Origin of the sequence: Bradymonas sediminis (genome assembly GCF_003258315.1) — a bacterium.
Classification (GTDB): Bacteria; Myxococcota_A; Bradymonadia; order Bradymonadales; family Bradymonadaceae; genus Bradymonas; species Bradymonas sediminis.
In genome coordinates this window covers 296,149-308,536 of sequence record NZ_CP030032.1, presented here as the reverse complement: position 1 = coordinate 308,536, position 12,388 = coordinate 296,149, and the positions used below count along the sequence as shown (strand labels likewise).

The 12,388-nt window shown below is 58.5% G+C and carries 14 protein-coding genes; 3 read left to right on the top strand and 11 right to left on the bottom strand.

The features are described from left to right. Positions 1-435: a DUF2752 domain-containing protein gene (locus tag DN745_RS01170; RefSeq protein WP_204355064.1), complete on the bottom strand. Its 435-nt coding sequence runs from the start codon at positions 433-435 to the stop codon at positions 1-3. Between the two features lie 206 nt (positions 436-641). Between DN745_RS01170 and DN745_RS01165 the strand changes: the two genes are divergently transcribed. After that, on the top strand, positions 642-2,633 hold the full coding sequence (locus tag DN745_RS01165) for a shikimate kinase (protein WP_111331376.1): 1,992 nt from the start codon (positions 642-644) through the stop codon (positions 2,631-2,633). Between the two features lie 9 nt (positions 2,634-2,642). Here the strand turns inward: DN745_RS01165 and DN745_RS01160 are convergent, their stop codons facing one another. Together DN745_RS01160 and DN745_RS01155 are read right to left on the bottom strand one after the other, a co-directional pair. Beyond that, the gene (locus tag DN745_RS01160) at positions 2,643-3,629 is read right to left on the bottom strand and encodes an NAD-dependent epimerase/dehydratase family protein (RefSeq protein ID WP_111331374.1); all 987 of its coding nucleotides are present in this window, start codon (positions 3,627-3,629) and stop codon (positions 2,643-2,645) included. Positions 3,630-3,632: 3 nt separating this feature from the next. Continuing rightward, the gene (locus tag DN745_RS01155; RefSeq protein ID WP_133621677.1) at positions 3,633-4,793 is read right to left on the bottom strand and encodes a hypothetical protein; all 1,161 of its coding nucleotides are present in this window, start codon (positions 4,791-4,793) and stop codon (positions 3,633-3,635) included. A gap of 405 nt (positions 4,794-5,198) precedes the next feature. On the opposite strand from DN745_RS01155, the gene DN745_RS01150 reads away from it, so the two are divergent. After that, the gene (locus DN745_RS01150; RefSeq protein ID WP_111331371.1) at positions 5,199-5,438 is read left to right on the top strand and encodes a phosphopantetheine-binding protein; all 240 of its coding nucleotides are present in this window, start codon (positions 5,199-5,201) and stop codon (positions 5,436-5,438) included. A 96-nt stretch (positions 5,439-5,534) separates the two neighbouring features. Continuing rightward, positions 5,535-6,800, top strand: coding sequence for an aminotransferase class I/II-fold pyridoxal phosphate-dependent enzyme (locus DN745_RS01145; protein ID WP_111331370.1), 1,266 nt, complete (start codon positions 5,535-5,537; stop codon positions 6,798-6,800). 220 nt (positions 6,801-7,020) lie between these two features. On the opposite strand, the gene rplQ is transcribed toward DN745_RS01145, so the two are convergent. From rplQ to secY, 8 genes are all read right to left on the bottom strand, one after another. Continuing rightward, complete coding sequence (rplQ, locus tag DN745_RS01140; protein WP_111331368.1) at positions 7,021-7,473, bottom strand: 50S ribosomal protein L17; 453 nt, start codon at positions 7,471-7,473, stop codon at positions 7,021-7,023. Between the two features lie 36 nt (positions 7,474-7,509). After that, positions 7,510-8,514, bottom strand: a complete 1,005-nt coding sequence (locus tag DN745_RS01135; RefSeq protein ID WP_111331367.1) for a DNA-directed RNA polymerase subunit alpha — start codon at positions 8,512-8,514, stop codon at positions 7,510-7,512. A gap of 128 nt (positions 8,515-8,642) precedes the next feature. Beyond that, positions 8,643-9,041, bottom strand: a complete 399-nt coding sequence (gene rpsK / locus DN745_RS01130; RefSeq protein ID WP_111331365.1) for a 30S ribosomal protein S11 — start codon at positions 9,039-9,041, stop codon at positions 8,643-8,645. Between the two features lie 134 nt (positions 9,042-9,175). Then, positions 9,176-9,544, bottom strand: coding sequence for a 30S ribosomal protein S13 (rpsM, locus tag DN745_RS01125; RefSeq protein ID WP_111331363.1), 369 nt, complete (start codon positions 9,542-9,544; stop codon positions 9,176-9,178). A 77-nt stretch (positions 9,545-9,621) separates the two neighbouring features. After that, positions 9,622-9,735: a 50S ribosomal protein L36 gene (gene rpmJ, locus DN745_RS01120; protein ID WP_111337488.1), complete on the bottom strand. Its 114-nt coding sequence runs from the start codon at positions 9,733-9,735 to the stop codon at positions 9,622-9,624. Positions 9,736-9,809: 74 nt separating this feature from the next. Next, entirely contained in the window at positions 9,810-10,028 is a 219-nt protein-coding gene (gene infA / locus DN745_RS01115; protein WP_111331362.1) for a translation initiation factor IF-1, read from the bottom strand. Positions 10,029-10,278: 250 nt separating this feature from the next. Beyond that, the gene (locus DN745_RS01110) at positions 10,279-10,917 is read right to left on the bottom strand and encodes an adenylate kinase (RefSeq protein WP_111331360.1); all 639 of its coding nucleotides are present in this window, start codon (positions 10,915-10,917) and stop codon (positions 10,279-10,281) included. Positions 10,918-11,010: 93 nt separating this feature from the next. Continuing rightward, positions 11,011-12,387, bottom strand: coding sequence for a preprotein translocase subunit SecY (gene secY / locus DN745_RS01105; protein WP_111331358.1), 1,377 nt, complete (start codon positions 12,385-12,387; stop codon positions 11,011-11,013). Position 12,388 lies beyond the last annotated feature (1 nt).

Below are 12,388 nucleotides of genomic sequence, written 5' to 3'. Positions count from 1 at the left end.
TTACACCGGCGTCAAGAATCCGATCAATTCCAGAAAAAGACGAATTCCCCCGAACCCCAGCACGATCGCCAGTGAAGCCCCGGCCAGGCGGCGCGAATTCGCCCGCGCCCAGGCCCGCCCAGGAAGCTCGACGCGATACCCCTTGAGGTTGTCGAAGAGCCGAACCAGCGCATAGGCCCCAAACGCCAGGACGAGCACCCCGGCCAGGGGATGAAAATGAAACGAGGCGCCCAGGTCGCCGTGGGCGAGGCTCACGCACGCCCGCGTCATCCCGCACCCCGGGCAGCTATAGCCGGTCAAGTGGCGAAAGGGGCAAAGCGGCGCGTCGTTGAGCGGCGACAGAGGCAGCAAATACACCCCGGCGACCAGCCCCACAAACCCCGCCACGACCCACCAGCCGTTTCGGCGCGCCACATCATCAAGGGGCTTTTGCATATTCATTTCGATGGCTTTCGGGATAGACTTCGGCAGCAATTGGCGCCGGGCGACTGGCGCTACATATACCAGAGCACGCCGCCCAGAACACCCCGCGCCAGCGATTCGGCACCGCGCGCCCCGCGGGTTCGAAATTCGGCCCAAATGGGCTATGCAGCGGCGTGTTTATCGAAGCAACTCATCGACAACTCAGCGCCAAACTACTTATGAACACCCCTCATTCGGCCACTCCGATTCTACTGATAGGTCACCGCGGCACCGGCAAGACCACACTGGGGCCCCGGTTGGCCGAGATGCTCTCCGAAAGTCACGCAGGCGCCTGGTCCTTCGTCGATCTCGACGCCGAGATCGAGCGTGTCACCGGAAAGACGCCGGCCGCCATCATCGCCGAGGATGAGGCGACCTTTCGGCGCATCGAGTCCGAAGCGTTGCGCCGCCTTTTGAACACGTCGGCGCCCCGGACCATCATCGCTCCGGGGGCGGGATGCGCGATGCCCCGGGCGCAGGACCTCGTGGTCAACCCGCTCTTTGTCTGGCTGTGGCGCGACGGGTGGGAAGATGAGGCGAAGGCCGCCCGGGCGCGGCTTCGCGATGCGATGAGCTTTGAAGAAGAGGTGCGCTGGATGCGCGAGACGCGCGAGCCGGCGTGGGCCGCGGTCGCGCATTTATTCGTGGGCATCTCGCGCGCCCGCACGCCGGAGTTGGCCGCGCGGATGCTCGCGGATTCTATCCGCTGGACCTTCGATGCGCGCCACTCGGCGATCGCCCGGCGCTCCTGGTTGGTGCCCGCCTCGGCCGCACAGCTCGAGCGCGCGATGCGTGACGCCGAACTACTGGGGCTTGGCGGCGTCGAGATTCGCAGCGACCTCTGCGCCGACTTCGCGACCCAATGCGAGCCAGGCGCCGCGCCGCTGCTGGCGAGTTTGAGGAGCGCGTCGGCGGAGTGGCTTGAGGAGATCGCCGGGCGCGCGAATACGCATAGCATCGATATCGACCTCGAATTTTTGGATGACCAGCGTCGGGCGAAGACGCTCGAGCGCGTCGCGCCCCGCCCGCTCTTTTTGTCGGCGCACCCGCCGGGAATCGGGCACCCCGCCGCCGACCGGCTGCTCGCCGAAGCAGCGCAGCTGCGCGCCGAGCACCCTGCCTGGGCGCCGCATATCCGCCTGAAATACGCCCCGACGCCGACCTCCTTCGCGGAGCTTCGCCGATGCTTCGAGATCGCGACGACGCTGCAACGCGCGGGATACCCGACCACGTTTTTACCTCAGGGGGCGCGCTTTGCCTGGACTCGCCCGATCCTCAGCAACCCGGCCAATGGACTCGCCCTTGAGAACGCGTCGAATTATCTTCCCGTGGGGCTGCGCGCGACGCGGCTTCCGGCCAGCTCGGTGCCACCCACTGCTGCGCCCTCGCCCATGGATTTACAGGATTGGCTGCCGCATTTCGCGCGATTAAATCCCACGACGACGCCCAATCATACCGAATCTTTCGATGGACTTATCGGCGACCCGGTCAGCGGAAGCGTCGGCGACTGGTGGCATACCCAGGCGGCCATCGCGTCGGGCGAACCCACCCGTTACCTGAAGATCCAGCTTGGGCGCGACGACGATGATGTCGCGCTCGACGAGGCGTTTGGTCTATTCGAAGAGCTCGGGTTGCGCGGGCTGTCGGTGACCGCCCCGCTAAAGCGGCGCATGCAGCGCATTGTAAAGGATAGCGCCGATGCTCCGCTCAATACCCTGCGACGCACCCAGGACGGCTGGGTCGGACGCGACACCGACGAGTTCGGCATGCTGGCCACGTTGCGCGAGATTATGAAGGAAGAGCCGTTCGCAAATGCCTCGCCCGACGCGCCGCTTACGGTCTCGGTCATCGGGCGCGGCGGCGTGTCTCCGGCGGTGCTGCGGGCGATCGACGCGGCGGGTTGGAAGCTCGTCGAGCACGCGAGCGCGCGCGAGGGGTGGAAGCTGAGCGCGAGCGAGCCGGCCGCCCAGCGGGTGCATCTGGTCATCAACGCCGCGGGCCCGCGGCCCGGCATCGCCGATGGCGCCCCGGGCTGTGATATCTGGCTCGACCTGCATTATAACTCGGTCGCTCAGAAGCCCGACTGCGCCGACGCGCATTGGAACGGCGACGTCTTCTTCGAGGCGCAGGCCAAGGCGCAGCGGGTGTTTTGGCGAGGGTCCGGGGAGTAGAAGCGGCGCTTAGAGCCACCCGTTCTTCAAATACCACTGGGCGGTATGACGCGCGCCGCGCTCGATCGGCCACTCCGGCTGCCAGCCGAGGGTCTCGCTGAGCGCCTCGTGTCCGCAAATCCAGCTCTCCTGCGACATCTCGGTGACCTTATCGCGATTGAAGATCGTCGCCTTGCGCGTGAGCTTTCCGAACTCTTCACTGATGGCGCCGGCCACCCGAAATACCGTGCGCGGCAGGCGAATATGCTTCGGCGATTTATCCATCGCCAGGCCGAAGTCGCGCGTCAGACTCTCCCAGGTGTGAACCGCGCCGTCGTCGATGGTGAAGACCGCCGCGCTTGGGTGCTCGACCTCAAGGGCGCTGAGCACCGCGCCGGCGAGGTCCTCAACGTAGATAAGACTGAGCAGCCCGGAGCCGTCGCCGTAAACCGCGGCGAGCCCGTATTTCGCCATCTTAAACGCGGCGAGCATTTCGTAGTCACGCGGGCCATAGACGGGCGGCGGTCGAAAAATCGTCACGGGCATACGGTCGGCGAATTCCAGCACCGCGACCTCTCCCGCCAATTTGCTGCGCCCGTAATGGCTGACCGGCGCCGGCGCCTCGTCCAGCGCGCGCGGCGCGTCGCCCGCCGAAGGCCCCTGAGCGCTCACGCTCGACATATAGATAAAGCGCTTGAGGTTCGGATTCGCCGCGTGCGCAAGTCGCGCGAGCTCGCCGCTGGCGTCCCCGTTCATGCGATAAAAATCGTCGGTATCGCGCACCTTGATCACGCCGGCGACATGCACGACGGCGTCGACTTCGGCGAGGGTTTCCGCGACGCGCTCGAGGTCGAGGTCGGTCAGCGAGCCCACCACCGTCTCAACGCCGAGGCTTTTGAGCAGCGCGGTATTCGAGGTTTTTCGCACCATACAGATGGGTTGGTGCCCGGCGTCGACCAGGCACTCTACGATATGCGAGCCGACAAATCCGGTCGCTCCGCTCAGAAAAACGCGCATGGCTTAAATCTCTTTCTCGTACAGTCGGTAGGTCTTATATTGCTCGCCGCCCATCAACTTCATGCCCTGATTGATGGCCCGATTATCCTCAAGAGTCCAGCCGGCCTCGGCCTCCACATAGCCCTTGTCGTAGGCCCGCTGATAGATGGTGGTGTAGAGCAGCACGCTCAGCCCGCCGAACGCGATGCGCCGAAACTCCTCGCGCACGCCCAGAAGAATGACCCGAAAGCTCTTCGGATGCTTGACCTTGAGCCGGTGCAAAACCTTCGCCCAACCAAAGGGGAGCAGGCTGCCGTCGAGCCCCTCGAAGGCCTCGAAGATATTCGGCAGCGCCACCACCATCGCAGCCGGTTTGCCCTCAACCTCGGCGATCATGCACATCTCGGGGTCGACGATGAGCTTGAACTCGCGCGCCAACTTATCGAGCTCGGCCTCGGTCAGGGTGACGAATCCCCAGTTATCCTTCCAGGCGTCGTTATAGATATCCATGATGATCCGGACGTCGCGCGCTAGATTCTTCATATCGACGTTTCGGATGGTGACGCCGGGGTGCTCGCGCGCCATCTCAGACAATTCGAAGGCGTGCTCGGGGAGCGTCTCGCGGTTGAAGCGCCAGGCAAAAAGGTCAATCGCCTTCTCGAACCCAGCCGCCTTCACGAGGCCGTCATAATAGGGGCGCCCGTGGGGCATCATAATATAGTTGGGGGAGTCGAAGCCCTCGACCAAAAAGCCCGACTCTTCGTTGATTGAGAGGGTGAAAGGCCCGCGCATCTTCGACATGCCCTTGATCGAGCACCATCCCGCGGCGGCGTCGAGCAAGGCCTTCACGGTGTCCGCGTTGTCCTCCGATTCGAAAAAGCCGAAGAACCCCGTCCCATCGTCGTAACTTTCGATATGGCTGTGGTCGACCTGCGCGCTGATTCGTCCGACCACTTCGCCATCGCGCACAGCGATGAAGAACTCGGCCTCGCCGTGCTCAAACCAGGGGTTATGCTTCGGCGACATCATCTCGCGCACCATCAGGTCGAGCGGCGCGCGAAAATTCGGGTCGTCGGCGTAGAGTCGATGAGGGAGGCGAATAAATTGTTTCCGATCTGCCTTGGAGCGAACCGGCCGGACTTGGACCGCCGATGCCCCAGAATTCGCTTGCTTTGATGAAACCACACACGCCTCCGACAACTTAAGCTCGAGAGAATAGCCCGAATATCTTTATATAATTATGGGTTGGGCGCGACCGGGTCGACGCCAGCCGGGCAAACGCGGGCCGGCCGACTTCCGATACGGTATCGCCGCGCGCCACTCGATACCGTATCTAAATCGAGTTCACCAGCACAGAAACACACAAAGTCCGATGGGTGGGAGTCATTAAAAAACCCGAACCATTCCGACCCCTTGTCCGGTTTCGATGCTTGAATTTGGGGCCGCCAAAAGCTACATGCATGACGTTAAAGCTAAGCGTTGACACGGCTTAAACTTTCTAAAATATAGAAAAAGTTACTGCGACGCCTAGCGCTACCAACCTTTAAGCACGCGCAATCTAAACCTATACCCACCGACCCGAGAAGACTCATGACCCGAGACGAAGTCATTGCCATCATCCGTAAACACGTCGTCGAACAGATCGAAGACGTCGAAGAAGAGGACCTCGAATTCGCCGAAACCTTCCGCGACTTCGGCGCGAACAGCCTCGATATGCTCGAAGTCGTCACGGCGTCGATGCGCGAGATGAACATCAAGGTGCCGCGCGCCGAGCTTGCCGAGGTCGAGTCGATCGACCAGCTCGCCGACCACTTCATGAAATATATCTGATCGCTCGAATCCGCCGGCTCCCCGGCATGGCGCAACACGCCGACCTACGCGGGCACCAAACGCGCCGCGCGTCGAATCCACAGCTAAGCTTGTAATATGAAAGACATTGATCCCCTAAAATTCGGCCTCGCGGATTTCGGTTGGAATGATAACCCGGACGTTCTCGCGCCGCCCGAAGACTTCCAAGCCTGGGCAGCCGTTCCGGATATCAAGCTCGGGATGAGCCTCTATGAGCAGCCCCTGCAGGCATCTCCGACGCCGCGAACCAGCATCCAGAATAATTTCGACGGCCAGATTCGAGATATCATCAACCTGACCTCGTATAATTATCTGGGACTATCGACCCACCCGGAAGTTCTGGCGGCGGCCAAAGAAGCCACCGACAAATATGGATTGGGCGCGTCGGGAGCCGCTATGCTCTCGGGGACATTCGATCTGCACGAGCAATTCGCCGCGGCGCTGGCGAAGTTCAAGCACAAAGATGCGGCGATGCTCTTCTCGAGTGGGTTGGGCGGCAATATCGGCGCGATCCAGGGATTGCTTCGAAAGGGCGACGTCCTGGTCATCGACGCCAAATGCCACCGAAGCATCATCGACGGCGCGAAACTCGCCGGGGCGACCCTGGCTAGCTTCGCGCATAACGACGCGGAGAGCTTGGACGCCGTGCTCAGCAAGCACGCTGGCAAGCGTCGACTCATCGTGGTCGAGGGCGTGTACTCGATGGACGGCGACCTGTGTGACCTGCCGCCGATCGTTGAGGTCGCGAAGACCCACAACGTGCCCATCTACTGCGATGAGGCGCACTCCACCCTGCTCTTCGGCGAGACCGGCAGCGGCGTGGCCGAGCATTTCGGGCTCGAAGACGCCATCGGTATTAGCTTCGGCACGCTGAGCAAATCCTTCGGCGGAGTGGGCGGATTTGTCTGCGCGAACCAGTCGATCATCGACTATATCAAATATTATGCCTCGCCCTTCCAATTCTCATGCGCCCTTCCGCCACCCATCGTCGCGGGGATGATGAAGTCGCTGGAGATTGGCACGACGGACACCAGCATGCGCGAGAAGTTGTGGGAGAACGTGAAATACTTCCGTGAGAATCTCGACACGCTGAATCTTGATACCGGCCTGTCGCAGTCGCAGATCATCCCAATCATCGTGGGCTCGGACGGCCGCCAGCTCTACTCGATGGCGGTCGAATGCCAGCGCCGAGGACTCTTCTTGCAGCCGGTCGACTTCCCGGCGGTCGAGGCGCATACTCGCCGCTTCCGCATCTCGGTTTCATCGCAATTGACAAAGGCCGACATCGACGAAGCCTGCACCATCATTGAAGACGTCATCGCGAAGCCGCTCGGCACGATTTAAGCGGCTTTTGGGCCCCAACAAGCCCAACCGACACGAACGCGCCCCGGCGAGCCTTTTACGAGGCTCCCGGGGCGTTTTGGTTTCCAAATAACCGGTGCAACGCGACCCAAGGTATTGCGAAAGTCGCACGGGCTAATAATCGCGAATCGCAAACGCAACAAAGCCCCGGGCGCTTAGCGCGCCCGGGGCTTTGTCATCGCGTTAAATCACACGATTAAACTTAGGCTTCGGCCGTCTCTTCTTCGACGTCCTCTGCTTCGATAAGGTCCCGAATATGAGCGGGGTAACGAAGCGCCTCGGTGTTCTCGAGGTTGGATCCAACCCAGGAGATACGCGTAATCGGAGCGTTGTCGCCCTTACGATTACCGACTTTGACAAGTCGCGAGTATCCACCAGCGCGGGAAGCCACAGCTTCACGTTTGGCGAGGTCATCAAAGACCTTTCCAACGAGAGCGGGGTCCTGAAGTACGGCGCGAGCCTGACGGCGAGCGTGAACCGTATCTTTCTTACCCAAGGTGATCAGTCGGTCGGCGATGCGACGCAGCTCTTTGGCTTTCGCGTCGGTAGTCTGGACCAGTTCATACTGGACCAGGCTGCGCGCCATATTATGCAGAACGGCCTTGCGATGGGCCGCTTCCATATTGAGTTTGCGTCCTGATTTGCGATGTCGCATATATTAATCCTTCAAACGTAACGGGCTCAACCCTGATTAAGCCTCAGCGGACAGCTTCTCAAGGTCTTTGGGCGGCCAATTTTCAATGACCGTTCCCAACTCGAGGTCCATTTCGGCGAGCAATTCTCTAATTTCTTTAAGCGATTTTCGCCCAAAGTTCTTCGTCTTCAGCATCTCGGGCTCGGTCTTTTGGACCAGGTCACCGACATATTGAATACCCGCGCTTTGCAGGCAGTTGAAGCTTCGAACGGACAGGTCAAGCTCCGAAATCGGCTTCAAAAGATTCTCATTAAAATCGGGCGTCTCTTCGAGAGTCGCGACTTGCGGCTCAGCAGTTTCGTCGAAGTTAATGAAGATCGTCAGCTGCTCTTTGAGAATCTTAGCCGCGTAAGCGACCGCGTCCTCGGGAAGAACGGAACCGTCCGTCCACACCTCGAGCGTAAGCTTGTCGTAGTCAGTACGACGACCGACACGAGCATTCGTAATCTTATAATTAACCTTTCGAATCGGGCTAAAGAGGCTGTCGATGGCAATGGTGCCGATCGGATCCTCTTCTTCCTTATTCTGATTGGCGGGCACATAGCCCCGCCCATGATCAACCGTCAACTGCATCTGAAGGCGTCCACCCTCACTTACCGTTGCGATGACGTGGTCCTTATTAAGAACCTCGACGTTGCCACTGACTTCTACATCGGCGCCGGTGACGACTTTCGGGCCTTCGATATCAATATCGACGACCTGACGCTCATCGCTGAGCAAATTAAGACGCAACTCCTTAAGATTCAGTACGATGTCGGAGACATCTTCTTTGATCTCCGGGAGACTCGTGAATTCATGAAGGGCACCCTCGAGCCGCAGTTTCGTAACCGCTGAGCCCACGATGCTACTCAATAAAATTCGTCGAAGCGCGTTACCGACCGTGATTCCGTAGCCACTCTCAAGAGGCTCACATACGAATTTCGTATATGTCTCTGATTTCGAGCGCTGGTCAATTGACACTTCACGAGGCTTGATCAGGTCTCGCCAGTTTTGGTGAAACATGGAATATGCCTCCGCACCACGTATTCTAGGTTTGGCCCATACCCAGCCTGGCTCTGTGAGAGCCAGGGCCTGGGCGGCACCAAATCAATTATTCGAAATTATATATACAATACAATACGTCGACCGAATTAGACGCGGCGACGTTTGGGCGAGCGGCAACCGTTATGAGGCAACGGCGTTACGTCGCGGATCTTGGTAATCTTAAGTCCCGCCGACTGAAGCGAGCGCATGGCCGACTCCCGTCCGGTGCCCGGTCCCTTAAGATATACGGAGATCTTCTTGAGACCGTACAACTCTTGAGCCTTACGCGCGGCATCTTCCGCGGCCACGCCTGCTGCGTACGGCGTCGATTTACGCGAACCTTTGAATCCACGCGAACCCGCGCTCGACCAGGACAACGCGTTACCGTTGGTGTCCGTGATCGTAATCAACGTATTATTAAACGTTGCATGGATATGGGCGATGCCCACCTGCACACTGGAACGAGCTTTCGCCTTCGTCCGCTTTTTCGTCTTACCCTTGACCATTCTCTCTCCGTTCGCCCGCGCGCGCCCCGGCCCCAACTTGCGCTGGAACGAGGGTGGTCGGGAAACCACAATAAATTTTGAGTCGATGCAAAGACCCCGCGTGCTGGAAACCAGTCACGCCGGGCAATGCCTGCTTATTTGCGTTTACGAACCATCGCGCGACGCGGTCCGCGTCGACTGCGCGCATTGGTGCGCGTGCGCTGACCGCGAACGGGCAAACCTTTGCGGTGGCGGATGCCACGATAGCAGTTGAGATCCTTGAGGCGCTTAATATTGCCCTGGATCTCACGTCGCAGATCGCCTTCCACGGTGTACTCTGCCTCGAGCAAGTTACGTATCAAACGCACTTCTTCTTCGGTCAGGTCCTGAACTTTGGTCGAGTCTTCGATACCGGTCTTGGCGACAATCTCTTTCGCCAGGGTATCTCCAACGCCATAAATATAGGTCAATGCAACGTCCAGCCGCTTTCGGCGCGGCAAGTCAACACCTGCGATACGTGCCACGGGATGACTCCTTATCTTTCAGTAATTTAATTATCGACAAACTAAAGGCCATATAGTCACTACACGGCCACCTAAAATCAACCCTGGCGCTGTTTATGGCGCGGGTTCACACAAATGACCCGAACCACACCTTTACGGCGGATGACTTTGCACTTGTCGCAGATTTTCTTAACAGACGGTCGAACTTTCATGATTTCACCTGGTTGCCCGCGCATACGATCGATGCCGAGCGTAAATTATCATAAGGACACGAAGCGTGCCGACATCATTTCTGGCGGTAGACGATCCTGCCGCGCGTCAAATCGTACGGAGACAGCTCCACCGTGACAGTATCTCCAGGGAGGATCTTGATATAATGCATCCTCATCTTCCCAGAGATATGGGCCAAAACGTTGTGTCCGTTCTCCAGTTCCACTCGGAACATGGCGTTGGGCAACGGTTCAACCACGGTACCTTCGACTTCAATTGCTTCTTCTTTTGCCATAATGTCGGCTACCCGAATGCTTATGCGATGCGAATTAAATGCAGAATTACCTGACTGCCATGTCCACAAAAATGCGTGGAGGATCGGCAAGGCAAGGGGGCGTTACATACACAGCCGCCCGAGGAGTGTCAAGTTGACCTGCAAAAGCTAGCTAAAATAATAAAATACGCCCTTCAAATAGACCACAAAACTGCGAAATCTACTGTTTGAGGGGATCTTCTGGCGGCCGAAGCCGCCGAAAAGGCGATCTTCAGTCGATCGCCTTCAAAAGACGCTCATAAACGTGATCGGGAGATCCGACGCCATCGATCTCGCGCAAAACACCCACCTGACGATAATACTCCACCAGGGGTTGGGTCTTGGCGTTATAGGCGACCAATCGACCACGAATAGCCTCAGGCCTATCATCCTCACGGCGCATCAAGGGGCTCCCGCACTCATCGCAGATTCCCTCCACCTTGGGCGGCTGAAATTCTGAGTGAAACGAGGCGCCGCAGTTTGGACAACTCAGTCTTCCGCCCAGACGGCGGATGACCTCGTCCTCGCTCACCACGATATTGACGACTGCCTCAAGCTTCACGCCCATCGCTTCAAGCGCTTCGGCCTGCTCAACCGTTCGTGGGAACCCGTCCAAAATAAAACCGTTCTCGGCATCGGACTCTTTGAGACGCTCGGCAACCAGGCCGATAACCACGTCGTCGGGAACCAGGTCCCCGGCGTCCATGAATGCCGCGGCCTTAAGCCCCAGCTCGCTGCCGCTTCGCCTCGCGTTGCGCAACATATCTCCGGTGGAAATCTGAGGCACGTTGAGATGATCCGACAGACGTTGCGCCTGGGTTCCTTTGCCGGCACCCGGTGGCCCCAACATCATCAACCTTGTTTTGGCCATGACACAACTCCAATCTGAATTGGCAACACGCCCCGGAAAATTTCCGTGGGCGTGTCACAAATGAATAAATTAAAAAACTTCCGAATACGCCAATCAGCTATCGCTAGGCTCGCGCCCTTTGATGCGACCGGACGATTTCGTACCGCCGCCAGCATCGCCGCGAGAGACCGACCCGAACTCGTCATAATGACGGGTGATAAGGTGGTTCTCAATCTGAGCGACCGTATCCAATGCAACGGCCACCGCGATCAGCAGGCTTGTACCACCAAAGAAGAAGCTGACTCCCATGGTGTCCTGCAAGAAGAACGGCATGATACAAACAACGGTAAGGTAGATAGAACCGGCCATGGTCAGACGGCTAAGGACGCTATCGATATGATCAGCGGTCTTCTGTCCCGGACGAATTCCTGGCACAAACGCGCCAGATTTCTTCAGGTTATCGGCGATATCCACCGGGTTTACCTGAACTGCGGTGTAGAAGAACGTGAAGAAGATAAGCATCACGGCGTAGATAAGGTTATAGCGCCAATCACCAGGCACCATGACCGTTTGAATCCACTGCCCAACCGGGCTATCCCCGAGGTAACTTGCGATCGTTGTCGGGAAAATCAACATCGACGAGGCGAAAATGGGCGGAATGACACCGGCCATATTAACCTTGAGCGGCAGATGATGACTTTGACCGCCGTAAATACGACGACCCACCATTCGCTTTGCGTACTGCAAAGGAACGCGACGCTCCGCCGTCTCCATGAAGACGATGAAGGTCGTGACACCCAGACCCAGAACGGCCAGAGCGATCAGCGTGAACAACGAAATCGCGTTGCTTTGCAATTGGGTGAAAAGTTGAATCACCGTGCTCGGGAATCCGGCGAGGATACTACCCATAATCAACAGGGAAATACCGTTGCCGATCCCGCGCTCGGTGATCTGCTCACCCAACCACATAAGAAAGACCGTGCCGGCCGTAAGCGTCAGGCAGGTTAAAAGCCGAAACCCCCAAACATCCAGCGCCGATGAAGTATCGGCCAGGAGGTGGAGGTTCGGGTTGGTCTCATGGAGGTTCTCCAAATAAAAGGAGATACCGAACCCTTGGATCACTCCAAGGATAACGGTTCCATAACGTGTGTATTGCGTGATCTTTTGGCGCCCCTGCTCGCCTTCCTTATTGAGACGCTCGATCGCCGGAACGACCACCGTCATCAACTGGAGGATAATGGATGCAGAGATATAGGGCATAATGCCCAGGGCGAAGATGCTCATCATCTCGAGAGCACCGCCGGTAAACATGTTTACCAGCCCCATCAGGCCGCCACCCGCACCACCGACAATCTGTGACATCGCGGCCCCGTTAACCTCCGGGACCGTGATGAACACACCGAGGCGATACAGGGCAAAAACGCCCAGAGTGAAGAGAATCCGGCGCCGGAGCTCCGGAATCTTAGTTATGTCGGTGAACTTTGTAGCCACG